The sequence below is a fragment of the Neisseria sp. MVDL19-042950 genome, from assembly GCF_030504625.1.
Taxonomy (GTDB): domain Bacteria; phylum Pseudomonadota; class Gammaproteobacteria; order Burkholderiales; family Neisseriaceae; genus Neisseria.
In genome coordinates this window covers 147,297-173,711 of the sequence record NZ_JAUKWH010000004.1, presented here as the reverse complement: position 1 = coordinate 173,711, position 26,415 = coordinate 147,297, and the positions used below count along the sequence as shown (strand labels likewise).

The 26,415-nt window shown below is 50.8% G+C and carries 28 protein-coding genes; 10 read left to right on the top strand and 18 right to left on the bottom strand.

What is annotated here, in order from left to right; genetic code table 11:
• Positions 1-11: 11 nt before the first annotated feature.
• The 13 genes from Q0X97_RS05395 to frr form a co-directional block, all read right to left on the bottom strand.
• Complete coding sequence (locus Q0X97_RS05395) at positions 12-821, bottom strand: ABC transporter ATP-binding protein (RefSeq protein ID WP_302066244.1); 810 nt, start codon at positions 819-821, stop codon at positions 12-14.
• 373 nt (positions 822-1,194) lie between these two features.
• Positions 1,195-2,175: a 4-hydroxythreonine-4-phosphate dehydrogenase PdxA gene (pdxA, locus tag Q0X97_RS05390; protein WP_302066389.1), complete on the bottom strand. Its 981-nt coding sequence runs from the start codon at positions 2,173-2,175 to the stop codon at positions 1,195-1,197.
• A gap of 167 nt (positions 2,176-2,342) precedes the next feature.
• A complete protein-coding gene (gene lpxA, locus Q0X97_RS05385; RefSeq protein ID WP_302066245.1) occupies positions 2,343-3,119 on the bottom strand; it encodes an acyl-ACP--UDP-N-acetylglucosamine O-acyltransferase in 777 nt (258 codons plus the stop codon).
• 131 nt (positions 3,120-3,250) lie between these two features.
• Positions 3,251-3,706, bottom strand: coding sequence for a 3-hydroxyacyl-ACP dehydratase FabZ (fabZ, locus tag Q0X97_RS05380; RefSeq protein ID WP_302066246.1), 456 nt, complete (start codon positions 3,704-3,706; stop codon positions 3,251-3,253).
• 3 nt (positions 3,707-3,709) lie between these two features.
• A complete protein-coding gene (gene lpxD, locus Q0X97_RS05375) occupies positions 3,710-4,765 on the bottom strand; it encodes a UDP-3-O-(3-hydroxymyristoyl)glucosamine N-acyltransferase (protein ID WP_302066247.1) in 1,056 nt (351 codons plus the stop codon).
• A gap of 47 nt (positions 4,766-4,812) precedes the next feature.
• On the bottom strand, positions 4,813-5,265 hold the full coding sequence (locus Q0X97_RS05370; RefSeq protein ID WP_302066390.1) for an OmpH family outer membrane protein: 453 nt from the start codon (positions 5,263-5,265) through the stop codon (positions 4,813-4,815).
• Positions 5,266-5,355: 90 nt separating this feature from the next.
• The gene (bamA, locus tag Q0X97_RS05365; protein WP_302066248.1) at positions 5,356-7,788 is read right to left on the bottom strand and encodes an outer membrane protein assembly factor BamA; all 2,433 of its coding nucleotides are present in this window, start codon (positions 7,786-7,788) and stop codon (positions 5,356-5,358) included.
• A gap of 6 nt (positions 7,789-7,794) precedes the next feature.
• Positions 7,795-9,135: an RIP metalloprotease RseP gene (gene rseP, locus Q0X97_RS05360; protein WP_302066249.1), complete on the bottom strand. Its 1,341-nt coding sequence runs from the start codon at positions 9,133-9,135 to the stop codon at positions 7,795-7,797.
• A 13-nt stretch (positions 9,136-9,148) separates the two neighbouring features.
• A complete protein-coding gene (gene ispC / locus Q0X97_RS05355; protein WP_302066250.1) occupies positions 9,149-10,336 on the bottom strand; it encodes a 1-deoxy-D-xylulose-5-phosphate reductoisomerase in 1,188 nt (395 codons plus the stop codon).
• 250 nt (positions 10,337-10,586) lie between these two features.
• Positions 10,587-11,336 (bottom strand): SIMPL domain-containing protein, encoded by a 750-nt coding sequence (locus tag Q0X97_RS05350; RefSeq protein ID WP_302066391.1) that lies wholly within the window; start codon positions 11,334-11,336, stop codon positions 10,587-10,589.
• Positions 11,337-11,395: 59 nt separating this feature from the next.
• Entirely contained in the window at positions 11,396-12,193 is a 798-nt protein-coding gene (locus Q0X97_RS05345; RefSeq protein ID WP_302066251.1) for a phosphatidate cytidylyltransferase, read from the bottom strand.
• Between the two features lie 6 nt (positions 12,194-12,199).
• Entirely contained in the window at positions 12,200-12,946 is a 747-nt protein-coding gene (locus Q0X97_RS05340) for an isoprenyl transferase (RefSeq protein WP_302066252.1), read from the bottom strand.
• A 92-nt stretch (positions 12,947-13,038) separates the two neighbouring features.
• Positions 13,039-13,596: a ribosome recycling factor gene (frr, locus tag Q0X97_RS05335; RefSeq protein WP_302066253.1), complete on the bottom strand. Its 558-nt coding sequence runs from the start codon at positions 13,594-13,596 to the stop codon at positions 13,039-13,041.
• A gap of 327 nt (positions 13,597-13,923) precedes the next feature.
• Between frr and Q0X97_RS05330 the strand changes: the two genes are divergently transcribed.
• Positions 13,924-14,196 (top strand): hypothetical protein, encoded by a 273-nt coding sequence (locus tag Q0X97_RS05330; RefSeq protein WP_302066254.1) that lies wholly within the window; start codon positions 13,924-13,926, stop codon positions 14,194-14,196.
• A gap of 442 nt (positions 14,197-14,638) precedes the next feature.
• Here Q0X97_RS05330 and pyrH read toward each other — a convergent pair whose 3' ends face one another.
• The 4 genes from pyrH to Q0X97_RS05310 all read right to left on the bottom strand — a co-directional run bounded on the left by pyrH (position 14,639) and on the right by Q0X97_RS05310 (position 17,923).
• On the bottom strand, positions 14,639-15,358 hold the full coding sequence (gene pyrH, locus Q0X97_RS05325) for a UMP kinase (protein ID WP_302066255.1): 720 nt from the start codon (positions 15,356-15,358) through the stop codon (positions 14,639-14,641).
• Positions 15,359-15,751: 393 nt separating this feature from the next.
• Positions 15,752-16,606 (bottom strand): translation elongation factor Ts, encoded by an 855-nt coding sequence (tsf, locus tag Q0X97_RS05320; RefSeq protein WP_302066256.1) that lies wholly within the window; start codon positions 16,604-16,606, stop codon positions 15,752-15,754.
• 139 nt (positions 16,607-16,745) lie between these two features.
• The gene (gene rpsB, locus Q0X97_RS05315; protein ID WP_302066257.1) at positions 16,746-17,471 is read right to left on the bottom strand and encodes a 30S ribosomal protein S2; all 726 of its coding nucleotides are present in this window, start codon (positions 17,469-17,471) and stop codon (positions 16,746-16,748) included.
• A gap of 242 nt (positions 17,472-17,713) precedes the next feature.
• The gene (locus Q0X97_RS05310) at positions 17,714-17,923 is read right to left on the bottom strand and encodes a hypothetical protein (protein ID WP_302066258.1); all 210 of its coding nucleotides are present in this window, start codon (positions 17,921-17,923) and stop codon (positions 17,714-17,716) included.
• 129 nt (positions 17,924-18,052) lie between these two features.
• On the opposite strand from Q0X97_RS05310, the gene Q0X97_RS05305 reads away from it, so the two are divergent.
• Positions 18,053-18,598, top strand: a complete 546-nt coding sequence (locus Q0X97_RS05305) for a gamma carbonic anhydrase family protein (RefSeq protein ID WP_302067684.1) — start codon at positions 18,053-18,055, stop codon at positions 18,596-18,598.
• A gap of 148 nt (positions 18,599-18,746) precedes the next feature.
• Positions 18,747-20,003, top strand: coding sequence for a lipid IV(A) 3-deoxy-D-manno-octulosonic acid transferase (gene waaA, locus Q0X97_RS05300; protein ID WP_302066260.1), 1,257 nt, complete (start codon positions 18,747-18,749; stop codon positions 20,001-20,003).
• A 39-nt stretch (positions 20,004-20,042) separates the two neighbouring features.
• Here waaA and Q0X97_RS05295 read toward each other — a convergent pair whose 3' ends face one another.
• Positions 20,043-20,246, bottom strand: coding sequence for a glycine zipper 2TM domain-containing protein (locus tag Q0X97_RS05295; protein ID WP_302066261.1), 204 nt, complete (start codon positions 20,244-20,246; stop codon positions 20,043-20,045).
• 128 nt (positions 20,247-20,374) lie between these two features.
• Between Q0X97_RS05295 and Q0X97_RS05290 the strand changes: the two genes are divergently transcribed.
• The 7 genes from Q0X97_RS05290 to Q0X97_RS05260 all read left to right on the top strand — a co-directional run bounded on the left by Q0X97_RS05290 (position 20,375) and on the right by Q0X97_RS05260 (position 26,304).
• A complete protein-coding gene (locus tag Q0X97_RS05290) occupies positions 20,375-20,821 on the top strand; it encodes a CopD family copper resistance protein (RefSeq protein WP_302066262.1) in 447 nt (148 codons plus the stop codon).
• A 126-nt stretch (positions 20,822-20,947) separates the two neighbouring features.
• Positions 20,948-21,931, top strand: a complete 984-nt coding sequence (locus tag Q0X97_RS05285) for a TerC family protein (protein ID WP_302066263.1) — start codon at positions 20,948-20,950, stop codon at positions 21,929-21,931.
• A 75-nt stretch (positions 21,932-22,006) separates the two neighbouring features.
• Positions 22,007-22,306, top strand: a complete 300-nt coding sequence (locus tag Q0X97_RS05280; RefSeq protein WP_302066264.1) for a DUF2818 family protein — start codon at positions 22,007-22,009, stop codon at positions 22,304-22,306.
• 24 nt (positions 22,307-22,330) lie between these two features.
• Complete coding sequence (proB, locus tag Q0X97_RS05275; RefSeq protein ID WP_302066265.1) at positions 22,331-23,455, top strand: glutamate 5-kinase; 1,125 nt, start codon at positions 22,331-22,333, stop codon at positions 23,453-23,455.
• Positions 23,456-23,659: 204 nt separating this feature from the next.
• Positions 23,660-24,361 carry a phosphate regulon transcriptional regulator PhoB gene (phoB, locus tag Q0X97_RS05270; RefSeq protein ID WP_302066266.1) on the top strand — a complete coding sequence of 234 codons (702 nt, stop codon included), beginning with the start codon at positions 23,660-23,662 and terminating at the stop codon, positions 24,359-24,361.
• Positions 24,362-24,363: 2 nt separating this feature from the next.
• A complete protein-coding gene (phoR, locus tag Q0X97_RS05265; RefSeq protein ID WP_302066267.1) occupies positions 24,364-25,695 on the top strand; it encodes a phosphate regulon sensor histidine kinase PhoR in 1,332 nt (443 codons plus the stop codon).
• 180 nt (positions 25,696-25,875) lie between these two features.
• The gene (locus Q0X97_RS05260) at positions 25,876-26,304 is read left to right on the top strand and encodes a hypothetical protein (RefSeq protein ID WP_302066268.1); all 429 of its coding nucleotides are present in this window, start codon (positions 25,876-25,878) and stop codon (positions 26,302-26,304) included.
• Positions 26,305-26,415: the final 111 nt, after the last annotated feature.

The window sequence follows — 26,415 nt, the reverse complement described above, 5'->3', positions numbered from 1 at the left end:
GCCGTCTGAAACTACTGATTCGCCCCCAGTAAATCCTGCTGCAAACTGGTCTCCGCCGGATAACGGAACGGCACGGGTCCGTTAGGTAAGCCGCCGATAAACTGCTGCACCCACGGCGAATCCAACCGGCGCATCTCTTCAGGCGAACCTGAGAACATTATTTCTCCATGTGCCAGAAAAATGACTTGATCGACAATAGAAAGCGACTGTTCGATATCGTGGGATACCATCACGCTGGTGGAATGCAGAGCTTTGTTGATACGGCTGATTAAGTGTGCGATCACGCCCAAAGAAATCGGATCCAAACCGGTAAACGGTTCATCGTAAAGCATGATTTCCGGATCAAGCGCAATGGTGCGTGCCAACGCCACACGCCGCGCCATGCCGCCGGAAAGTTCAGACGGCATCAGCTTCTCTACACCGCGCAAACCTACCGCATTTAATTTCAATATAACCAAATCGCGGATTACCGGCTCGGGCAGTTTGGTCAGCTCGCGCATCGGGAATGCAACGTTGTCGAACACCGATAAATCGGTAAACAGCGCACCGTGTTGGAACAACACCCCCATACGGCGGCGATGTTCATAAAGTTCAGCCGGGCCGAAGGCGGCCAAATCTTTTCCCTCTACCAGCACCTTACCTTGCTGCGGATGAATCTGACCGGTAACAAGACGCATCAGCGTAGTTTTACCACTGCCTGAACCGCCCATGATTGCAGCAAAATTACCTTGTTCGATGGTGAAATTAATGTTGTTGAGAATCGGGCGTTCGCCGTAAGCGAAAGCTACGTCTTTCATTTCGATAAAAGGAGTATTTGTCATGCGGATGTGCGGGTTTCAAATGTTTGTATTTTAATAATGAACCACGTTAGGGGCAATTTTTCAAACGGCTTATATGTGAAAAAATACATGGATGTATGTAAATTATTGATATCGCATTCTTTAGACTTCATAGAAAATACAACAAAACCGGTTGGAATAACGATAAATGGCGTAATAATGTTTCAAACGGCATAGAGGCCGTCTGAATGCCCTCAAGCAGCCTTTGAGCAGGCAGATTCACAATATGTGGTAAAAATTATTCAGATGCGCCATTTTTATGTTTCTCTCCGCAAAAAAGAGCTTGCCTTCCAAGAGTCAACAATGGTTTGCCTGCGCATCCATTGCCGTCGGCCATATCATTTTATTTTGACATTCAACGGTTATTGTTCTGCACCATAGCCAAAGCAGTATCCACCGCCACAATCAGGCTGCCCGAGTCGGCTTTGCCTGTACCCGCCAAATCCAATGCCGTGCCGTGATCGACCGATGTACGCACGAAAGGCAAGCCGAGCGTGATGTTTACGCCTTTACCGAAGCTGGCATATTTCAACACGGGCAGCCCTTGGTCGTGATACATTGCCAAAACGGCATCAAAACCTTGCAACATGGAAGGCTGAAACAGCGTATCCGCAGGATAAGGCCCGCTGACTGCTATACCTTGCGTTTGCAGGTTTTTCAGCGCCGGCGTAATCACTTCGATTTCTTCCCGTCCCAAATGCCCCCCTTCACCAGCATGCGGATTCAGACCGGTTACCAAAATGCGGGGGTTTTCAATGCCGAATTTGGTACGCAAATCACGATGCAAAATGGTGGCGACCGACTCCACCAAAGGCCGGGTAATGGCTGCGGCAATATCTTTCAGCGGCAGATGCGTCGTTACCAGCGCAACCCGTAAACCTCCTCCCACCAACATCATAACCACTTGCTCGGCACCGCTTTTTTCGGCGAAATATTCGGTATGGCCGCAGAAAGGTACGCCGGCATCATTGATGATGCCTTTGTGCAAAGGTGCGCTTACCATCGCCGCAAATGTGCCGTTTTGTACGCCTTCCAATGCGGTGTCCAACAACTTCAATACATACAGCGAATTTTCAGCGTTCAAACGGCCTGCTTCGCAAGGTGCGTTTAATGGGATATGCCAAACATCCAACACGCCATGCTCAGGAGCTGCCGAGGCATCGTAATCACGTATTGCTACTTTTTTCCCAAGAGCGGCAGCGCGCTGTTGCAGCAGGGTCTTGTCGCCTACAACGACACAATGGCAGGGCAATTCTGCCGCAGCAAGATCCAAACAGATGTCGGGGCCGATACCGGCAGGTTCGCCACTGGTTATGGCCAAAACAGGTAAAGTCATATTTTTCTCGCTTGCATGGCAGATAATGGTGTCAGGCATTGTATAGCCATAGTCCGAATAATGATATAAGAGAAAAAGTCGGGTAATACGGCGGAATCGCTGGATTCTCACTGTTATATCGAAAAGGCCGTCTGAAAAGTTTTCAGACGGCCTTTCGTTATCTTGCCTTAACGGATAATCCCACGGCTAGATGCTGCAAAAAATTCTTTAAATACAGCAAGCTCGGGCGAAACTTGACTGAGTTTCAACACTTCCGCCTTGGCTTCTTCCAAGCCCAAACCCTGACGGTAGAGGATTTTATACACCTCTTTCACACGTGCAATTTCTTCGGCGGAAAAACCGTTACGACGCATACCTTCAGTGTTCAAACCGGCCGGTTCGGCACGGTAGCCCGATGCCATCACATACGGAGGCACGTCTTTATGAACACCTGCCGCAAAAGCGGTCATGGCATAGCTGCCGATCTGACAAAATTGGAAAACCAAGGTATAGCCCCCCAAAACCACATAATCGCCGATGGTTACATGACCCGCCAGTGAAGCATTGTTGGCAAAAATGGTATGGCTGCCGACCACGCAATCGTGTGCAAGATGCACATAGGCCATAATCCAGTTATCGTCGCCGACACGGGTTTCGCCGATGCCTGTTACCGTACCGGTGTTAAACGTGGTGAACTCGCGAATGGTGTTGCCATTGCCGATAATCAGACGGGTCGGCTCGTCGCGGTATTTTTTATCCTGCGGTTGCGCACCTAACGAAGCGAACTGGAAAATCTTATTATTCTCACCGATGGTGGTATGCCCTTCAATCACGGCATGCGGGCCGATTTCAGTATGTGCACTGATTTTAACGTTCGGGCCGATAACGGAATAGGCTCCCACTTTAACGCTGCTGTCGAGTTCGGCTTTAGGGTCAATAATCGCGGTAGGATGGATTAAGCTCATTCAGGCTTTCCTTCATGCGGCAAACAGGTTGATTTATGTTGTGCAAAAATCTGTTTACCATACAAAATAAACAATCAGGCCGTCTGAAAACAAGCTCCAATTTAATGTTTTCAGACGGCCTCAATCATAGATTACAGTTCGACGGCGCGTTTGGCACACATAATTTCGGCTTCTACGGCCACTTGGCCGTCTACTTTGGCCACGGTTTTAAATTTACCGATGCCGCGTTTGTTCGCAATCAGTTCCACTTCGAAAACCAACTGGTCGCCCGGGATAATCTGACGTTTGAAGCGGGCATTGTCGATGCCGGCGAAGAAATAGATTTCTTCGGGATTGCGGCCGCCTTCACTCAAAATAGCCAACGTGCCGCATGCCTGCGCCAATGCTTCGATAATCAGCACGCCGGGCATCACGGGGAAATCAGGGAAATGGCCTTGGAAATGCGGCTCGTTCATGCTCACGTTTTTAATCGCCGTGAGGCTTTTCATAGATTCAAACGCGGTAATGCGGTCGAGTAACAAAAACGGGTAACGGTGGGGAATCAGTTTCTGAATATCTTTGGCTTCAATCGGAAGGGTAAATTCCATAGTTTATTCCTTATTATTTTCAGTGGATTGTGATACTTCAAGTGCTTTTTCAAGCTGTTTGATGCGTTTGCTCATTTCACTCAAATGGCGGATGTGCACGGCATTACGCGCCCACTCTTTATGGGTTTGCATCGGATACGGGCCGGCAATGTGCTGGCCGCTTTCCTTAATGCTGTGAGTGATGCTGCTGCCGCCGCCGATGGTGGTTTTATCGGCAATTTCAATATGGCCGACCGTGCCTACTCCACCGCCGAGAATGCAGTAATTGCCGATGGTAACGCTGCCGGAAATACCGGTTTTGGCAGCAATAACGGTATGCGAACCGATTTTGCAGTTGTGGCCGATTTGCACCTGATTGTCGATTTTGGTGCCGTTGCCGACAACGGTATCGCTCATCGCGCCGCGGTCGATATTACTGTTGGATCCGATTTCAACATCATCTCCCAACGTTACGCCGCCGGTTTGCGGAATTTTAAACCATGAATCACCGGCAAATGCCAAACCGAAGCCGTCCGCGCCAATCACGCTGCCGCTGTGGATTTCTACACGGTTCCCCAATGTACAGCCGTAATAAATAACCGCATTAGGGTGAATAACCACTTCATCCCCAAGCGTGCAATCATGCTCGACTACGGCACATGCCAGAATACGGCAGCCTTCGCCTAACACGGTATTGCCGCCGATATAAACATGTGCCCCGATTTCACAACTTGCCGGCACCGTAGCAGTAGGTTCGATAACCGCCGTCGGGTGTACGCCAGCCACTGCCCGCTCAACGGGAGAAAACAATCGGGCTACTTTGGCAAAATAGAGATACGGGTCTGGTGCAACAATCAGGTTATGCCCGGCAAATTCATCCGCCACTTTCGGGCTGACAATGATTGCGCCCGCATTGCTTGCTGCAACATCGGATTTATATTTGGGATTAGCCAGAAAGCTGATATGGTCTGCCGTAGCAGTCGCAAGCGGCTGAACGGCAGCAATGCCCACATCTTCGCCGCGCCATTCGCCGCCTAACTCTGCCACGATTTGCGATAGGGTGTAAAAAGCTGGTTTCATCTACATCAAAGGCCGTCTGAAAAGTAATGCCTGCACGTTTGAAGCAATTAACGTGCGTTTAAAGCTTTGATAACGCTGTCGGTTATATCAAACTTACTGTTAACATAAACAGCTTCCTGCAAAATCAGGTCGTAACCTTCTTTTTTAGCCAACTCCACGATAATGCGGTTGGCGTTCTGCTGCAAAGCTGCAAACTCCTCATTGCGTCGCAAGTTGTATTCCTCAGCCAACTGAGCCTGCTCCAAGCGGAACTTTTGCACGGCTTCGCCCAGTTTTTGAACGGCAGCTTCCCGCTCCGCCCCTTGCAGTTTTCCGGATGCGATTCTCTTTTCAAGCTCCGCACCTTCCGATTGCAATTTTTGCAGAGCCTTCTGCCGGCTGCTGAATTCTTTTTCCAGCGTTTTTTGGATAAGCTGCGCCTGCTTGGACTCCCGATACACCCGCTCGGTATTGATAAAGCCAAACTTTTGTACGCTTTCTGCCGCCGCTGCCTGCCCCATCAGGCCTAAACCCAATGTTGCGGCAGCACACCAGCGGATGATAAGTGATGGTTGTTTCATAACAAATCCTTCATTCTTGCCGGACAAAGCTTAGAATGTAGTACCCAATTGGAATTGGAAGCGTTGGATTTCATCGCCTTTTTTCTTATTCATCGGATACGCATAACTGAATTTCATCGGACCGAGCGGAGATAACCAAGTAACGGCCGCACCGGCAGAGTAACGCAATTCTTCTTTAAATGTCGACTTATGGCTTGTGCCTAATCCGTAAACATTCTGTGGTCTTTTGCTGGATTGGAGGCGATCGCTGCTGTTGTCATTGTAGGTCTTACCGTCCCACACGCTGCCCGCATCGGCAAATAAGCTCAAACGCACGGTACGCGAATCTTTAATACCCGGCATCGGGAACAGCAATTCTGCACTCACATTGGCCTTCTTGTTACCGCCGTAACTGATCAAATCACCGTGCTGGTCATAAACTTTCGGTCCCAAAGTGCCGCTTTCAAAACCGCGCACCGAGCCCAAACCGCCGCCATAGAAGTTTTCAAAGAACGGCAACTCTTTGGTTTTACCATATCCGTTGGCATAGCCCACTTCTCCGCCCAGCAGCAGGGTAAGATTTTTGCTGAGAGGGAAAAACCATGTTTGATTATGAGTCAGACTGTAATATTGCAGGTCGCCGCCGGGCAAACCGAATTCTCCGTTCACACCAGTAATATAACCGCGCGTAGGCCATAATGCACTGTCGGTTTTATTACGGCCCCAGCCGATATTGCCTTTGAATGTCCAACCTTTAAACTTACCGGTACAAGAGGTCGTATCGGTACCGTTGGCACAGGTAGGATCATTAAATTTGCCATACTGCTGGATGAAGTCGCGGTAACGGCGGGGAGCTCCCGAATAAATGTCGACGTTCAAGTGCTCCGCACCGAGGCCGAAGTTCACGCGGTCGTATTCGGTTACCGGCACGCCCATGCGCAAGCCGCCGCCCAACTTGGTCTGTTTATATTGCTGGGTACTTGATGAAGATTTACGCGGATCGTAAACGTTGCCATATAAGTCATAACCCAAGCTCACACCGTCAGGAGTGAAATAAGGGTCGGTAAACGACAACGATGCGTTTTGAGTTGTTTTACTGCGCGACACTCGGGCAGATACGGATTTACCCGTACCGAACAAGTTATCTTGTGCCACACCGAACGATAGAACCAAACCGGTATCCTGCACCCAACCTGCGCTCAAATCAAGCGAACCGGTAGAGCGCTCTTGCACCGACATATTCAAATCTACTTGGTCCGGCGTACCTTCTACGGGCTTGGCATCGAACTGTACGTTGTCGAAATAACCGAGCAACTCCACACGCTCTTTGGAACGTTGCAATTTGGAAGTATCGTATGGTGCGGCTTCCATCTGACGCAACTCGCGGCGGATTACTTCGTCGCGGGTTTTATTGTTGCCCGTGATATTGATTTCATTCACATAAACCTTGCGGCCGGGCTCGACATGCAATACGAAGTCCACCACACCGGTTTGCTGGTTGGGCACCGGCTGCACATTGATTTCGCTGAAAGCATATCCTGCACTGCCCATGGCATTCTGCATTGCCTGCAGGCTTTCAACCATCTTTTGGCGCTCGTACCATTTACCTTCTTTCATGGTCAGCATTTTGTAGAGGTTTTCTTTAGGTACTTCGCGGGTATCGCCTTCTATCTGCACCTTACCCCAACGGTAACGCTCACCTTCATGAACTTTTACGGTAATGGTTTGTTTGGTTTTATCATCGTTCGTTTGAATATCGGTATCCAAAACCCGGAAACTGAAATAGCCGTTGTTTTGGTAAAACTCGGTTACCCGTTCCATATCTTCGGCAAACTTTTGCTCATCGAAACGGTTGCTTTTCGTTAACCATGTGAATATGCCGCCTTCACTCAGCAACATTTGTTTGCGCAGTTTACGGTCCGAATAACGCTCGTTACCTTCAAAATTGATATCGGTAATGGTTGTACTCTTACCTTCTTCGATTTTTATATCGATTGCCACACGGTTACGCGCCAGCTTGGTAACAGTAGGCATGATTTTCACCGACTGTTTGCCACGGGTAATGTATTCCTGCTTCAAGCCTGCGATTGCCTGATTCAGTGTGGCTTGGTTGAAAGGTTGCGATTGTGCCAAACCGAATGCATCAAAGTTTTTCTTGATGGCATCGTTTTGAAGCATCTTCGCACCGGTAATATTGAGGCTGCTGATAGTGGGGCGTTCCACCACGGTCAGCAAAACCTGATTACCCATGGTTTCTACGCGCACATCATCAAAGAAACCAGTGGCATACAGGTTTTTAATGATTTCTTCACTCTTGGCATCGCTAAAAGTGTCGCCCACCTTGACGGGAAGATAGTTGAATACCGTACTCGGTTCGGTACGTTGCAGACCTTCTACACGGATATCCTGAATGGTGAAATCGGCCAAAGCCAGCGGAGACAGGCTGATCAGCATTAAGGTTGAAGCAATCTTTTTTAATTTCATAACATTTTATCCAAATATACGGGTTATATCGTTAAAGAAGGCCACCATCATCAACATCAGCATGACGGCCAAGCCGAAACGCAAACCAAGCATCTGAACACGTTCGCTCAGCGGCTTTCCGCGTATCCATTCGGCGGCATAATACACCAAATGCCCGCCATCCAACACAGGCACAGGTAATAAATTCATGATTCCTAAGCTGATACTCACCAGCGCAAGAAATTCCAAATAACTTTGCACACCGATCGAAGCGGTTTTGCCGGCAACATCGGCGATAGTTAACGGACCGGAAATATGGCTCAGCGAAGCCTGCCCTGTCAGCAGTTTACCGAAAAATTTTACCATTATCACTGAATAATTCTGTGTTTTTTCCCAACCCATTTTGAATGCTTCCGGCACGGAAGGCACATAATGATGGCTGATTTTTTGCCGCCACACCTCATCGGTAGAAGCCACCACACCGACCTTTCCGATCAAGGTGCCGTCCGAAAGCTCTTCGGAATCGGGCCGTACACCAGTGAGCATCACTACGCCGTCACGCTCGTACTGCACAGTGATTTTCTGCCCCGGGCTGTGGCGAAACAATGCCGCCCATTCCATCCAATTTTCTATGCTTCTGCCGTCGGCCATCAAAAGTTTGTCGCCTTTTTTCAAACCGGCCCGTTCGGCAGGGCTGCCTGCAATAACCATACCGATATAGTTGGTAATCTTAAACGGCAAAATACCGATATGCCCTTCTTCTTTGGCTACTTTACCTGCTTGCGGCGTGCCTGCAATATCTATTATGCGTAGGGCGTTTTTTCCGTCTTCCTTTTCCACCTCCGTGTTAACCCTGCCTACTTCGATGTTCAAAACGATTTCGGTACGCGCCTGCGCCCAATCTTCCACGGCCGTATTGTTTACCGACAAGATTTTATCGCCCGGCTCGAATCCGGCTTGGGCGGCAATACTGGACGGTTCGACCGTACCGACATAAGGACGGATTTCGGTTACGCCAAATGAAAAACTCAAACCGAACAACAAAATCGCCAATGCCAAATTGGTAAGCGGCCCGGCGGCGACGATGGCAATACGTTTGGCCGGATGCTGTTTATCAAAAGCATACGGCAAATCTTTTACCGCCACCTTGCCTTCACGGGTATCGACCATTTTGACATAGCCGCCCAGCGGAATCGGTGCCAAGCACCATTCGGTATCGCCGCGTTTTTTCTTTACAAACGGCTTGCCGAAGCCAATGCTGAAACGCAGCACTTTCACGCCGCATAAACGCGCTACAATGTAATGGCCGAACTCATGCAAGCTAACCAAAATCAAAATCGCAACGATAAAAGCCAATACGGTTACCACAACTTCACTTCCCCTATCTGCTTAAAGCAGTTATGCCCTGCCGTGCTTGTGCACGCGTTTGTGCATCTTGCGCCAACAGGCTGTCAATATCATTCAGGCCGTCTGAAAAACCTTGCTCCAAACAATGCGCCACAATACGGGCGATATCGGTAAAACGGATTTTTCCCGCCAAGAACGCGGCAACAGCTTCTTCATTGGCCGCATTCAAAACGCAAGGGGCACCGCCCCCTGTGTGCATGGCATCGTAAGCCAGCTTCAGACAAGGAAACCGATTCAGATCCGGCTCGCGAAACGTTAAAGCCGACAGTTTGCCGAAATCCAACGCACCTACCCCCGATTCAATACGCTCGGGCAGGCCCAAACAATAGGCAATCGGCGTGCGCATATCGGGATTGCCCATTTGCGCCAGCACCGAGCCGTCCAAATAACGCACCATGCTGTGAATCACGCTTTGCGGATGTATCACGACTTCCAATTTATCCGGCGGGCAGTTGAACAGCCAATGCGCTTCGATCAATTCCAAACCTTTGTTCATCATAGTAGCGGAATCAACCGAAATTTTCTGCCCCATCGACCAGTTGGGGTGTTTTACCGCCTGTGCGGGCGTGATATGGTCAAGCGTGTTTAAATCGGTATCGAGAAATGGGCCTCCGGAAGCCGTCAGAATAATCGACTGAATGCCGTGAACATTCAGACGGCCTGAATAATCCTGAGGCAATACTTGGTAAACCGCATTGTGCTCACTGTCTACCGGCAATACCTTCGCGCCGTTTGCCCAAGCGGTTTCCATAAACAATGCACCCGATACCACCAATGTTTCTTTGTTGGCCAGATAAATGGTTTTGCCGTTTTTGGCTGCGGCCAGTGCCGATGGCAATCCCGCCGCGCCGACAATAGCCGCCATCACTCCGGTTACTTCGGAAGCAGAAGCCACTTCAATCAAAGCCTGACCGCCATACAATACTTCGGTTTGGCAATCGGCGAGCTCCAAAAGCTGTTCCAGAGCGGCGGCATGTTCGGCATCGGCAACAACGGCAAAACGCGGCTTGAACCGCTCGCACTGTGCGGCCAGTTTGTTAACCTGCTTATGCCCCGCCAAAGCAAAAATGCGGAATTTATCGGGATGGCGGGCAACAACGTCCAGCGTGCTTTCGCCTATGCTGCCCGTGCTGCCCAAAATGGTTAAGACTTGTTGTGTCATGATTTGGTTCTTTATTAGGCCGTTTGAACAAGATCAAACCGGTAAAACAAATTAATCTTTAAGACGGCCTTACAAGCATGTATTCCTATTGTCACAAAACTCAATTCCTATCGCAATATGACGTAGAAATCTTGTAAATCATACAGGGCTGCAACGTAAAAAGCAGACAATAGCATACTCCGTTATGTTTTCAGACGGCCTGTTTATCATCAATTGCCCATTCAAGCATGAGGCCGTCTGAAAAGTTCTTCTAATCAACGCCGTATTCAATCGTTACGACCAAGCGCACTTGTTTGCCGACGGTAGATTTATCATAAATGCCTCCGTAGTCGTCGCTTTCGCCGCTACCGGTATCGGCATAAATATTAAACGAGCCTTGGGAAGCGGAACGCATGGCACCGACTTTGCCGCCGCCGGTTTTAACGAATTCCTGTGCACGCTTATGAGCATCTTCGGTAGCCTGATTAATCAAATCGCGCTTAATATTTTCCAGATTGCCGAGCAGATATTGCGGCGACTCAAATTCAATAAATTCGTTACGCGCCCGCAGATTTAAAATGGCTTTATGTGCGGCCTGCACTTTATCGAGCTTGTTGCTGCGCACGGTTATCTCTTGAGTGCCGTCGTAGCCGTTAGGAATTTGGCGTTCCCGACCATGCTCGTCGCTCTCCGTACGGTAGGAACGGGTTATCGAAGGCGTTCCGGTTTTGATTTCTTTTTCCTCAAAACCCTGTGCCAACAAAAACTTTTTTAATGCGGGATGTTCTTTTTTCAAAGCATCCAACACTTCTTTATAAGTATCGGCATGCAGGCTGACCGAAGTCGTCCATTGGGCACTGTCGGACTGAAAACTTTTTTCCGCAAGGCCTTTTACCGTAATGGTACCCGGCTGGCGGAAGTTTTTGAAATTCATACCAAGAATAAACGATGCGGCAATCAAGCCGACTGCAAGCAAACCGCCGAGGATACCCAAACCGGAAGAAAGGTTTTTTTCAGACATCATTCCATTCCTTTTTCAAAAACAATCTTTTTACAGACCTAAAGGCCGTCTGAAAACAATCAAGCGAATACCATCATAATCGCAGCATATACGCTCAGCACGGCAATCAAACTGTCTACGCGGTCAAAAACACCGCCGTGCCCGGGCAGCAAATCGCTACTGTCTTTAATGCCTGCCGAACGTTTCAACCAGCTTTCCAGCAAGTCCCCGACAATGCTCACCACAGTCAGCAACAGCCCTACCATAATGGCACCAAACCATGAAACTTCAAACGCCAGCCAACCGGCATTCCACACCAAAGTCATGTAAACAGCCACACATAATGCGCCTCCGAGTGCGCCCTCCCAGCTTTTGCCGGGGCTGATGGCCGGAGCCAATTTGCGTTTGCCGAATGCTTTGCCGCAGAAATAGGCAAAGATGTCGGCAACCCATACCAAACCCATCACTGCAAGCAATGAAACGGCCGCGTCTACGTCCGGGCGCAACATGACCAATGCGAACCAGAACGACACCATCAGCAGCCAACCTACCGTATAAGCCTGCCAGCCCGACGGCAATGTCCACTTGCCCCGCAGCCACAGCGGTACCAAAACCAGCCAAAACACCAGCACAACCAGCCACACCAACGAAGGCAATGCCCAATCGCCCAGATAAGCCACCAATCCGAACACGGCCGTTGCTGCCAAATAGTGATTGTTTTGTGCCGGCGTAAAGCCTGCCATGCGTCCGTATTCCCACAGCGCCACCAGCGCGATTAATCCGCTGAATGCCGCCCAGAGGCCGTCTGAAGCATAAAACAGCATGCCCAACATCAGCGGCAGTAACACCAATGCAGTAATTATTCTTTGTTTTAACATAATCCCTTAACCCCGTTGCTGCTCGATCGGCAGTTGCTCTGAGGTACGCCCGAACCGGCGTTCACGTGTCCGAAATGACTGAATGGCGGCATCCAACGCCGCCGCATCAAAATCAGGCCATAAAATATCGGTGAAATACAGTTCCGCATAGGCTATCTGCCACAGCAGAAAATTGCTGACACGGGTTTCCCCGCCCGTGCGGATAAATAAATCCGGCTCCGGTGCTTCGGCCAGTGTCAGATTTTCGGCCAACGCTTCTTCGGTAATTTCCACAACACCCGCTTTAACCAGTTTGTTGGCCGCCTGAAGAATATCCCAACGGCCGCCGTAATCGGCAGCAATAACCAAAGTCAAACCGGTATTACCGGCGGTTAAAGCCTCCGCCTCTTCGATGCCTTTACAAATTTCGTCATTAAACCGGTTTCGGTTGCCGATAACTTTCAAGCGCATATTATTACTGTGCAGGCGCTCCACCTGTTTTTGCAATGCCTGCAAAAACAACCCCATCAGAAAAGACACTTCATCTTCGGGTCTGCGCCAGTTTTCGGTGGAAAAAGCGAACACCGTCAGATACTGAACGCCCAGCTCGGCACACCGCCTGACCATATTTTCAAGCGCCTCAAGGCCGCGTTTGTGCCCCATCACACGAGGCAGGAAACGCTTTTTTGCCCAGCGGCCGTTTCCGTCCATAATCACGGCAATATGGCGCGGAATCTGCGTATATTCCAAAATGGTTTGCGTGCTGCTGTTCATATCTGCTGTTCCTGCCGTTTGTTTAAGCGGTTTTCACACGAGCCTGCAATATCCCAAGCCGCCTGTTGTTTTCAGACGGCCTGTTCGGATATTTAAATCGCCATCAAATCTTCTTCTTTAGTCGCCAACATCTTATCGACTTCGCCGATATATTTGTCGGTCAACTTTTGGATTTGTTCTTCACCGCGGCGTGCGTCATCTTCGGAAATTTCTTTGTCTTTCAACAAACGTTTGAAATCATTATTGGCATCACGGCGTACATTGCGGATGGCCACGCGGCCTTCCTCGGCTTCGCCCCGCACGACTTTGATCAAATCCTTACGGCGCTCTTCGGTCAGCATCGGCATCGGAACACGGATTAAATCGCCCATTGAAGCGGGATTCAAACCCAGATTGGAATCACGGATAGCCTTTTCGATAGAGGAAGCCATATTGCTTTCATAAGGCTTCACACCGATAGTACGGGCATCGATCAGGGTAACGTTGGCTACCTGACTTACCGGCACGGGGCTGCCGTAATATTCCACTTCCACTTGATCCAGCAAGCCGGTATGGGCGCGGCCGGTGCGGACTTTGGCCAGATTTTCACGTAATACTTCAAGTGAACGCTGCATTTTGCTTTCGGCAGTTTTTTGAATGTCGCTAATCATTATTGAACCTTGAAAATAGTTAAAATCAAACAGATAGGGTTATAGGCCGTCTGAAATCCTGTTTTTCAGACGGCCTGAATCATTGCTAAACAGTACATAGTACCGTGCTTGGGGTTTCCCGACAAGCCGCATACACCGAGTATTCGGGTTCAAGAGCCTGATTTATTTGTTTTATAAAAACTAAACATAATCGCATATTCGGCAACGGCAATCCTCAAATCCGCTCCTTATATCTTATTTGATTTGCATTCGTCATAAATATTTGTTATAAACTGAAATCTTTTGTTTGTTTTGTATATTTTTTGTTAAGGGGAAAACTTGTTCACATTGGCTTTAATATATGTTGCGGCAATCATCATATGTGCAATCAGCGCACATTGGTTGGCGGGAAAAATCATCAACAATAATTCATATACCATCCGCACCATATTAACTATGTTTTTATTCTTTATTTTCAGTGCGTTTTTTCGCGCAGGAGCAACGCCGGTGCTTGAAAAAATCCTGCATTCCTCTCCGAAAAATTCACTATTGGAAATATCGGTTTTTCAGGCATTCGATACCACGCTGCTAACGGAATTTCCCGATTTTATGGATGATTAACAGTCGGTCGCTTTTGAACATCTTTACCCGCTACGATTTTTGTATGGCAGCATTTTTCATCTCTTAAATAGCAGATAAACCAAATCATTCTACAACACACTGTTTGTAACAATTATTTGGTTTACCCGTTATATGGCCACGATAAATAGCAAATAAACTTTTTTGATGCGAAGCGGAAAGCCACAGACAATACGAGTAGTATGGAACCGACTCCGTTTCCGCTTTAGCAGCTTATAAAATTGTTCTCTTTGAACTGAAACACAGCACCGCCGTAGCAAGTTAAGTTTATTTGCGATAACTGTGAAATCAAAATATCAAGCCTCTCAACCATATAAGCCGTTTCATCATAAAAATCAGATTGTTGTCCGGTTCATACAAAAGAGGCCGTCTGAAACTTTTCAAACGGCCTCTCTGATTGAATCACAGCCAAATGATTTGAAAATCAACAATGCACCAATGTGCCTTCATCTTCCCCTGCAATCACACGTTTTAACGCGCCATCTTTTGCAATGCCAAACACCACAATATTCAGTTTTTGCTCACGGCATAAGGCAAATGCGGTGGCATCCATCACGCGCAGGTTTTTATTAATGGCCTCGTCAAAAGTGATGGTTTGGTAACGTGTAGCCGACGGATCTTTTTTAGGGTCGGCAGTATACACGCCGTCTACATTAGTGGCCTTAAGCATAATGTCGCAGTTCATTTCCGCGCCGCGCAACGAAGCGGCTGTATCGGTGGTAAAGAACGGGTTGCCGGTACCTGCTGCAAAAATCACAACTTTTCCTTCTTCCAAATATTGGATGGCTTTCGGACGGGCATAAGTTTCGGCAATCTGCTGCATACTCAAGGCAGATTGCACACGCGCCTTGAGGCCCAATGATTCGAAAGCATCTTTCAAAGCCAATGCGTTCATCACGGTTGCCATCATACCCATATAGTCTGCGGTGGCACGATCCATGCCTTGGGCTTGGGTGGCTACGCCGCGGAAGATGTTGCCGCCGCCAATCACTACGGCAACTTGAACACCCATATCCACTATTTCTTTTACCTGCCCGACAATCTGCATAATGGTGTCGCGATTAATGCCGAATGCGTCTTTGCCCATCAGGGCTTCTCCGGAAAGTTTCAATAAAACGCGCTTATATTTGGTTTGTTGTGTCATGGGATACCTTGCTTTCTTTGGGTTTGCTGTCAGAGGCCGTCTGAAATTGATTTAAACAGAGCGTTTCAGACGGCCTTTAAATGAGTGATGCGTATTTTAAATTTATGATTATTCTAACTTCCATGTGAAATAATTCAAATGATGCTGCACTTTGCCAAACCATCCGGTACGATTTTGCCAATCGGATTAACGGTAAGATATTCTTCCGGCAGCGCAATTCATTCAAGCAATTATTTTCAGACGGCCCCACCGGTTTCCAATCTGCCACTTGCCCGTTTCGTGCTGTGCATCATACTCGGTTTGCTACGGTTCGTCAGGCCATCTGAAAAACGCCCTCAAAAAAAAGCACCCTGATTCAGTGATGAATCTGAGTGCTTTCTTTTTCATGGGAAATTACACTTTCGCAGCAGCAGCCACTTCGGCAGCGTAGTCTACAACGGCTTTTTCGATACCGTCGCCTACTTTGTAACGTACGAAGCTGATTACTTCCGCGCCGTTTTCTTTCAGGAATTGGGCTACGGTTTGGTCAGGGTTCATCACGAATGCTTGGCCGTTCAGGGTAACTTCAGCCAAGAATTTTTTGATGCGGCCTTCAACCATTTTTTCGGCGATTTCGGCAGGTTTGCCTGATTCGATGGCTTGTTGGGTGTAAATGCGGCGTTCTTTTTCAACGGTTTCCGCATCTACTTCAGCTTCAGACACGCATTGGGGTTTGGCGGCAACGATGTGCATGCCTACTTTGCGGGCAACGTCTTCGGCGCCTTTGAATTCAACCAATACGCCTTCGGTAGCCAAAGCACCGTGGATGTAGGCGGTCAGGCTGTTGGCGGTTTCGATAACTTGGAAACGGCGTACAGACATGTTTTCGCCCAATTTGGCGATGATGGCTTTACGCTCTTCTTCAACCAAGTTGCTCAATTCTTCAACAGAAGCGGGCTTTTTCTCAACGGCAGTTTTTGCAACGAAGTTGGCAAACTCAACGAAACCGGCATCTTTTGCAACGAAGTCGGTTTCGCAGTTTACTTCAACCAAAGCGCCTACATTGCCTTCGATCGCATAAGCCAATACGCCTTCGGCAGCGGTACGGCCGGCCAGTTTACCGGCTTTGGCACCGGATTTGATGCGCAGGATTTCTTCTGCTTTTTCAATGTTGCCTTCGGCTTCAACCAGTGCTTTTTTGCACTCCATCATACCCAGACCGGTAGCGGCGCGCAGATCGGCAACCATTTTTGCAGTAATTTCTGCCATTTTGAATCTCCTAGAAATTTGGGAAGCACGGTTCGGCGTGCTTGTGAATCTTTTGCGAGGCCGTCTGAAAAGGCGTTTCATGTGTTTTCAGACGGCCTGTTTCGACAAAAGGGGGCATGAAGCCCCTTTTGGAAAAGCCTTATTCGGCAGCAGCTTGGGCAGCGGCTACGGTTTCTTGGATGGCTTGGTTTTTGCCTTCCAAAACGGCATCAGCCATGCCGCGGCAGTACAGACGGATGGCTTTTGCAGAGTCGTCGTTACCGGGGATAACGTATTTCACGCCATCAGGGCTGTTGTTGGTATCTACTACGGCGATCACGGGGATACCCAGTTTTTCGGCTTCAATCAGGGTACCTTTTTGGTAGCCGGTGTCGATTACGAAAATCGCGTCGGGCAGACCTTTCATGTTTTTGATGCCGCCCAATGAACGCTCCAGTTTTTCAACTTCGCGCTGCATTTCCAAGATTTCTTTTTTGCTGTAGCCGCTCTCGGCAGCATTTTCCAAAACCGCGGCTTTTTCTTCCAAGCGTTTGATGGATTGTTTAACGGTTTTGTAGTTGGTCAGCATGCCGCCCAACCAGCGGTGGTCAACGAAAGGCATACCGGCACGGGTAGCTTCTTCGCGGATGATTTCGCGGGCTTGGCGTTTGGTGCCTACGAACAGCACGGTGCCTTTGTTTGCAACCAGACGGCGAACGGCCTCTTGCGCTTCTTGGAACAGCGGCAGGGTTTTTTCCAAGTTTACGATATGGATTTTATTGCGCGCTCCGAAAATGTATTGTTCCATTTTCGGGTTCCAGTAACGGGTTTGGTGGCCGAAGTGAACGCCTGCTTCCAGCATCTGGCGCATAGTAATTTGAGACATAAAATTTCCTTAAAAGGGTTAAAGCATACACTTTGTCGCATAGAACTTACCTTGCGGTAAGCACCCTTTCGCGCAAAGTGCGGGCGTTTGTGTAAAAATAAAAATGCTTCCGCAAAACGGAAACCGAAAGATTATATAAGATAAGGATGCGGTTTGAAAAGTGTTTGTATGTGCCTGCGATTAAATCTTCGCGCCCGCCTACTTTGACCGACGGAAAAATGCGTCGGAAAGGCGAAATACGGCTACTGTCGGTTGCGCCCGTTTTCCGCCTGTTGTTTTTCGCTGAGTTTCATCATTTTGTTGCGCCGCCGTGTTTTTACTACCCAAAAGGTAAACAGGCTCGGCAGCACCGACCAGAACAGCAGGTAAATCAACGCCCGCTCTATGCTCGGTTGTACGGCGGCAAATAAAACAGTAACAAACAAATAACCTATGGCGATGATGTGCCACATACGAATCATTCCTTAATAATTTAAAATCTGTTTTTCAGACGGCCTGTTCCGGCTTTTCCGCCGGCAAGAAATCCGCTTACAATGCGTGAGGCCGCCTGAAAACAATCCGCCGCCCAAAGGAGCATAAAAATGAATATCCGCCCTTATCTCGACCATTTCTCTGAAATTCACGAAAGCTGCCTGATCGACCCTGCTGCGGTCATTATCGGCGACGTTTCGCTGGGCGAACATGTGTCAGTATGGCCTTTCACCGTTATCCGCGGCGACGTTAACCGCATTTCCATCGGCAGCCGCAGCAATGTGCAGGATTTGAGCATGCTGCACGTTTCGCATAAAAACGATGCCAAACCCGACGGTTCGCCTTTGATTATCGGCGAGGATGTTACCATCGGCCACAAGGTTATGCTTCACGGCTGCACCATCGGCAACCGTGTGCTGGTGGGCATGGGCACGATTATTCTGGACGACGCGGTTATCGAAGATGATGTGATGATCGGTGCGGGCAGTTTGGTGCCGCCGCGCAAACGTCTGGAAAGCGGTTATCTGTATGTCGGCTCGCCTGTTCAAAAAGTTCGGGCACTCACCGAAGCCGAAAAAAGCTCGCTGCTGTATTCTGCCGTGCATTATATGCGGGTGTCGGCCAATTACAAAAAAACGGCGCAGCAAGCAGGCTGACCATCGCCGTATCTACAATCAAAAGGCCGCCTGAAAAAATTTTTTCAGGCGGCCTTTTGATGTAAAACGTGAAATCCGGAACTTTATGGAATGCTTCGGTTTATTTGCTATACAATAGCCGCCATTCTGTTTCGGCAAGAACAACCTTATGAATGTACGTTGGTTTTATACCGCCTTATGGCAAGCTGCGCCGTATTTTATCCGCCGTTATCTGCGCCGGCGCGGAGAGAAAGCACCGGCTTATCTGGAACATTGGTGCGAACGCTTCGGCGAACCCTATCCCAATCCCGTTCAAAATCCCATCTGGATACATGCCGTATCAGTGGGTGAAACCCGTGCCGCCCAGCCTTTGGTGCGAGAGTTGCGGAAACATTTTCCCGATGCGCCCTTATTGCTAACGCAAATGACACCGACCGGCCGCGCCGCGGCGGAAAAGCTGTTCCCCGATGCGCAATGCCGTTATCTGCCTTACGACAAGCCTGAATTCATACGGCAATTTCTGAGCGAACACCGGCCGCACTTCGGCGTGCTGATGGAAACCGAAATCTGGCCGAACCTTATGCACGGATGCTCCGAAGCCGGTGTACCGTTGTTTTTAGCAAACGCGCGGCTGTCGGAAAAATCACAAAACGGCTATCTGAAAATACGTTCATTGGTGGAGCCTGCCATGCAGACTTTGCGCGGCTGTTATGCGCAGACCGCCGCCGATGCCGAGCGTTTGCATTTGATCGGCGCATCCAACGTGCATGTGTGCGGCAACAGCAAATACGATATTTCTCCGACCGCAGATATGCGCGAATGTGCGGCGGCATTCCGCCGGCGAATCGGCAACCGCCCTGTGGTGGTGTGCGCCAGCACCCGTGAACACAAAGGCGTTGACGAAGCGGAACTGCTGCTCAAAGCATGGCAGGGTTATCACGGCGATGCTTTGCTGGTGATTGTGCCGCGCCATCCCGAACGTTTTCAGACGGCCTTCGACACCGCCGCCGGCATGGGCTTTAAAACTCAGAAACGTAGCGACAATACCGAAGTGGCCGCCGATACGCAGGTATGGATAGGCGACAGTATGGGCGAGCTGTTCGGTTATTATCTGGCGGCCGATGTGGCGTTTGTGGGCGGCAGTTTGGTGGATACGGGCTGCCAGAACATTATCGAACCGGTGGCCTGTGCGGTTCCGGTTTTGTTCGGCCCGTCGACTTATAATTTTGCCGCCACCTGCAAAGGGGCATTGGAAGCGGGAGCGGCGAAACAGGTGTTCAGTGCGCAGGAATGGCTGTATGCGGTAACGCATTGGCTGGCCCACCCCGAAGAGCGGGCACAATATGCGGGGCGTGCCGAAGCGTTTGTGAGTCGACACCGCGGTGCCAGCAAAAAAATGGCGGAGATTATGGCAGAGGCCGTCTGAAATTGCTTTCAAACGGCCTCTGTATACTGCCTACCAAAATTAGCGGACTTGGCTGCCGATAATACCGCCCAAAGCTGCACCGCCCAGGGTGGAACCGGTGTCGCCACCGAGCAGATTGCCGGCCACCCCGCCGATAATGGCACCGGTGGTAGTATTGCGTTGAGTACGGCTCAGATTCCCGCAAGCGGTCAGAGAAGCGGCGATAGCCAGCAAAGCAATGGTTTTAACTACTACTGATTTCATGAAATATCCTCCGGATAAAATTTAGTTAGGCATAAATTCGCAAACAGTATGGCATAAGCGGCAGATAATGGTATATTGCCTGACGTAAATCCTGTTAAAACTGCGAAAAGATTGTGAAAGCATAAAATATGTCTGTTTACGCTGTTGCTCACATCATACACTTGCTCTGTGCCATCGCTTTTGTCGGGGGCGTATTCTTTGAAACGCTGATACTCTCTGTGCTGCACACCAAGCAGGTGTCGCGCGGGGCAAGGCGGGAAACGGAAAAGGCTATTTCCCGTCGGGCGGTGCAAGTGATGCCGTGGATAGTCATCATGCTTTTTCTTTCCGGCTTGGCGATGTCGCACCGGTATGCCACCGCTTTCGCCCAGCCGTTCGCTTCTTCTTTCAACCTTCAGTTGTGTTTGAAAGTGCTGCTGGCTTTCGGCGTGCTGGTGCATTTTGTGATTGCGGTAACCAAAATGCGGCGCGGCACGCTCACGGTGGCTTGGTCGAAATACATCCATACGGCGGTACTGATACACATGATATTGATTGTGCTGCTGGCGAAAACGATGTTTTATGCAAGCTGGTAGGCATGCTTACCGCAAAGGCCGTCTGAAACATAACACGCTGTTTCAGACGGCCTTTCAGCGGGATATGCTAAAATATCTATTTTAATATTATTTACTCTCTGAATTTCTGTTAAGGAAACACACACCATGGTAGAGCAACACCCTTCCGTCGGATCGCCGTTATTTTATACGGCATTTTTTATTGCGATATTGATTATGATCGCCATCGACATGCTGTCGCTGAAAAAAGCCGGCGTACATAAAGTCAGCGTAAAAGAAGCGTTGGCATGGTCGTGCGTTTGGGTGGCCGTATCGTGTGCTTTTGCGGGCTGGTTGTATTTCGAGCTGGCGGGCAATCCGCTCTACGGGCATCTGGTCGCCAAAGAAAAGGTGATGGAATTCTTTACCGGCTATGTGCTGGAAAAATCGTTGGCCGTCGATAACATCTTTGTGTTTTTAATGATTTTTTCTTATTTCAAAGTGCAGCCGCAATACCAGCACCGCGTGCTGCTCTACGGGGTGTTCGGTGCGATTGTGTTGCGGATGATCATGATTTTCATCGGCGCGGTATTGGTAAGCAAGTTTGAGGCGGTGCTTTACGTGTTCGGCGCATTCCTGCTCTATACCGGTATTAAGATGATTAAATCGGGCGGCGAAGAAGAACATGAAGATTTGTCGCAAAACAAGCTGCTCAACTGGGTAAAAGGCCATATTCCGGTAAGCAAAGATTTTCACGGCGAAAATTTCTTTACCGTTGAAAACGGCCGCCGCATCGCTACGCCCATGCTGCTGGTGCTGATTATGATTGAAATGAGCGATGTGATTTTTGCGGTGGACAGCATTCCGGCCATTTTCGCGGTAACTACCGACCCGTTTATCGTGCTGACTTCCAACATCTTCGCCATCCTCGGCCTGCGCGCCATGTATTTCCTGCTGGCCGATATTGCCGACCGCTTCGTATTCTTGAAATTCGGCTTGGCATTCGTGCTGAGTTTCATCGGTATCAAAATGCTGATTATGCACTGGGTACACATTCCCGTCGGCGCATCGCTGGCAGTGGTGTTCGGCGCGCTGGGCGTGTCGATTCTGATTTCGCTGATGTATAACCGCCGCAAGGCGAACGGAAATTAAACTTCAAACGGCTTGTCGGATGCGGGCTTTATCCGTCCGATACGGCAGGCCGTCTGAAAAAGAAGGTATCGCTCCATGACTGCATCCATGTATGTTTTATTGCTGTTGGCACTTATTTTTGCCAACGCCCCATTCCTTACCCCGCGTCTGCTCGGCGTGTTCAAATTGCGCAGCAAACATTTCGGCCATCATTTGCTCGAGCTTTTCACCGGCTTCGGCATCATCGCCGCGCTTGCCCGCCTGTTGGAATCCCGCGCGGGCAGCGTGCACCCTCAGGATTGGGAATTTTACGCAACCGTTGCCTGCCTGTATCTGATCTTCGCTTTCCCCGCCTTTGTCTGGCGTTATTTCTGGCACAGCAAACATCAGCAGTAAGGCCGTCTGAAACGGAACACCATCATGCACATTGAAAATCTATCCCAAGCCCATTTATTGGTGGTTAAAGTCGGCTCCAGCCTCGTTACCGCCGAGGGCAAAGGCATCGACCAAGCCGCACTCGACAACTGGGCGGCACAAATCGCCAAGCTCAAAGCCGACGGCACACAGATTATATTCGTATCCAGCGGCGCGATTGCCGAGGGCATCAAACGGCTCGGCTGGCCGAAACGCCCGACCGCACTCAACGAATTGCAGGCCGCCGCCGCAGTCGGGCAGATGGGCATTGCACAAGCGTATGAAAACGCGTTCGCACCGCACCATATCCATACTGCCCAAATCCTGCTCACCCATGAAGATTTGAGCAACCGCACCCGCTACCTCAACGCCCGCAGCACGCTGAGAACCCTGCTGAATAAAGGCATCGTGCCCATCATCAACGAAAACGACACCGTAACCACCGACGAAATCAAACTGGGCGACAACGATACGCTCGGCGCACTCGTTACCAATCTGGTCGAAGCCGACGCATTGGTGATCCTGACCGACCAAAAAGGGCTGTACGACAGCGACCCGCGCAAAAACCCGCAAGCCGAATTGATTTCCACCATCGCCGCCGAACATCCCGAGCTGGAAAACATGGCCGGCGGCGCAGGAAGCAGCGTCGGCACCGGCGGCATGTACACCAAAGTGCTGGCGGCCAAACGTGCGGCCTTGAGCGGTGCGGCTACGGTAGTGGCCAGCGGGCGCGAACCCGACGTGCTGGTGCGTTTGAAACAGGGCGAGAGCATCGGCACGCTGTTTACCAGCGAACACAGCCGCATCAGTGCCCGCAAACAATGGCTGCTCGGCCACGTGCAATTGAGCGGCAGCCTGATTGTCGACAAAGGCGCGGAGCGCGCCGTTGCCGAAAAACACGCCAGCCTGCTGCCAGTGGGCTGCGTGCGGGTAGACGGGCACTTTTACCGCGGCGAACTGGTGGCCGTACTCAACACCGAAGGCAAAGAAATCGCCCGCGGCTTGGTGAATTACGGCAGCGGCGATACGGCCAAGATTCTGGGGACACCGTCCGACCAAATCGCCGACCGGCTCGGCTACGCGGCGGAAGACGAATTGATTCACCGCGACAATATGGCGCTGCATTGGTAAAACATGGCAATGAGGCCGTCTGAAAACATTTTCAGACGGCCTCAAACCAACCGGCGGCCGCATGCTTTCGCACGAGGTTCCGATCCGGCATGACGGGTTCGCAGCCATATCCGACCGACGTTAGGCCGGAAACGCCGTCGCGATGCAATCGAATGTTTCGCCGCCGTACATCACAAGCCTTACATCACCAAAGGAGACAAACACATGGCAAAGGTCAACGTGCTGGTAGTGGAAGACGAAGAATCCATCCAGATGCTGATCCGCTTCACGCTCGAGCAGGCCGGATTCGGCGTACGGTCGGCCGCCGGCGTGGAAGAGGCTCGACCGATGCTGACCGAAGCCCTGCCCGATGTGGTGCTGCTCGACTGGATGCTGCCCGGCATGTCGGGCGTGCAATTTACCCGAGAGTTGCGTCAAGACCCGCGCAGCAAAGACTTGCCGATTATCCTGCTAACCGCCCGCAGCGAAGACACCGACAAAGAGCTGGGGCTGAATCTGGGTGCCGACGACTACCTTACCAAACCTTTTTCCCCGCGCGAGCTGATTGCCCGCATCAACGCTCTGCTCCGCCGCCGCGCCCCGCAGAAAACCGACGAAGCCATTGTATTGGAAGGGCTGCGGCTGGACCCCGCCGAACAACGCGTATATGCCGGCGACAGCCCTATCTCTTTCGGCCCCGCCGAGTTCAAACTGCTGCATTTCTTCATGACCCACACCGACCGAGTGTATAGCCGCCGCCAATTGCTGGATTTGGTGTGGGGCGATCATGTGTTTGTGGAAGAACGCACGGTAGACGTACACATCCGCCGCTTGCGCCGCGCTTTGGAGCCGACGGGCTTCGACCGTTTCATCCAAACCGTGCGCGGCAGCGGATACCGCTTTTCGCAGAAAACAGAGGCCGTCTGAAAATGGGATTCGTATGGCACCATATCGCCGGCGCATTGTTCGGCCTAACCGCAGCGGCACTCATCGGCTATGCGGTTGACGAAACCAACGGCCTGCTGCTGGCTTCGTGCGGCTGGCTGGGCGGCTGGCTGGTTTATCAGTTTTACTATATTTTCAAACTGGTGCGCTGGCTGGCCACCCCGAAAACCGACACCGCGCCGCCGGCCGGCGGCATGTGGTCGCATGTTTTCGACGCAATGCTGCAACAGGCAAAAAGCCGCAACAACCGCGAACAAAAGCTCACCACCGCCCTGCAACGTTTCAACCGCGCCGTCGAAGCCATGCCCAACGGCGTGCTGATTCTCGACCGCCAAGGGCGCATCGGTTGGATGAACCCGCTGGCGGTGCAACACCTCAACCTCAGCCCCCATTCCGACTGGAACAGCCTGTTAAAAAACCGCGTGCACATTCCCGCCCTGCTGAATTTTCTCGACAGCCCGCCCGCAACCGCCCCCGAAATCAAAATCACTCTGCCCAAAAGCGGCGGCATAGGTACGCGCACGCTGCTGGTGGCGCAAGCGGTGTTCGACGGCAACGAAAAACTGCTGATCACCCGCGATATCAGCGAAACCGAGCAACTCAACGCCACACGCACCGCCTTCGTAGCCAATGTGTCGCACGAATTGCGCACGCCGCTCACCGTGATTAACGGCTTTCTCGAAACCATGGCCGACATGCCCGGGCTGCCGCGCGAACAGTCGCAACAGTTTATCGGCCTGATGCAGAAAGAAGGCCGCCGTATGCAGACGCTGCTGGCCGACCTGCTGACCTTGTCGCGTTTGGAGTCGGGGGCAAAAGCGGAACTCTCTCCGGTCAACCTGTCGGCGCTGGCCGCATCGCTGACCGACGATGCCGATAACCTGTCGGCCGGCAAACACACCATACGTGCCGAAATCGAACCCGATTTATGGATGAAAGGCGCACCGGCCGATTTATATACCGCCTTGAGCAATCTGGTGTTCAACGCCGTGCGCTATACGCCGGAAGGCGGCGAAATCACCGTAAGCCTGCATCTCGTGCCCTCCGGCAACCCGCTGATCAAACCGAGAATACGCTTTGCCGTACGCGACAACGGCCCGGGCATCTCCGCCGAACACCTGCCCCGCTTGACCGAACGGTTTTATCGGGTGGACAAAGGCCGCTCCCGCCGCGACGGCGGCACAGGGCTGGGGCTGTCGATTGCAAAACACGTTCTTGCCGCCCACGGCAGCGCGTTACAGATTTGGAGCGAAGTGGGCAAAGGCAGCGAGTTTTCCGCCGAGTTCAGGCAAACCGCCCCGCCGGAAGCCGCATAAATCTCTCCGGCCGCACGAACGGGCAGCCGTCCGAACCGGTCATAACCATGAACGGCCTGCCGTTTGCCGAACCGGTAAATTTGGCAGCGAGGCCGTCTGAACGTTGGCCGCAAAATCTTTTCAGACGGCCTCACAACAACAGCACCCTATCCGATTCATTTGATTTACTGAGGATTTTTCATGATTTCGCTCACTACATTGATTATCGCCGGCATCTTCGTGCTGGCCCTGCTGCTGGTCAGCATTTTCGCCCCCAATCCGATTACTTGGATCATGACTTTGGCGTTCGGCGCAGTATTTTTCTTCATTCTGCTGCCCAAATACCAAGGCGAACAACAAGCGGTGCGGCAGGGGGTGGAAATTCAGGCCGCCGTACAGGAAGTGCGCTCGTGGAGCCGCAAAACCGGCGACGGCAACTACATCGACCAATATGAAATCATCGCCGTCGCCCCCAACCCCGAAAACGGCAAAATCCAACAGTTCGTCAGCCCGCCGATGGGCCAGAACCCCCAACCTTATCTGGGCGACAGCATCAAGGTAACGGTAGATTGGTCCGACCCCAAAGCCTATGTGATGGATTTATCGTTTCTGCCGTTTAAAGTGAATTGAACGCAGCCGCAAGAAGAGGCCGTCTGAAAATATCTTTCGGACGGCCTCTTCCCGCTCTCTGTTTTTTGCAACAAATTCACCGTTTTAAATAAGCACGCCGGCACTGAAAAT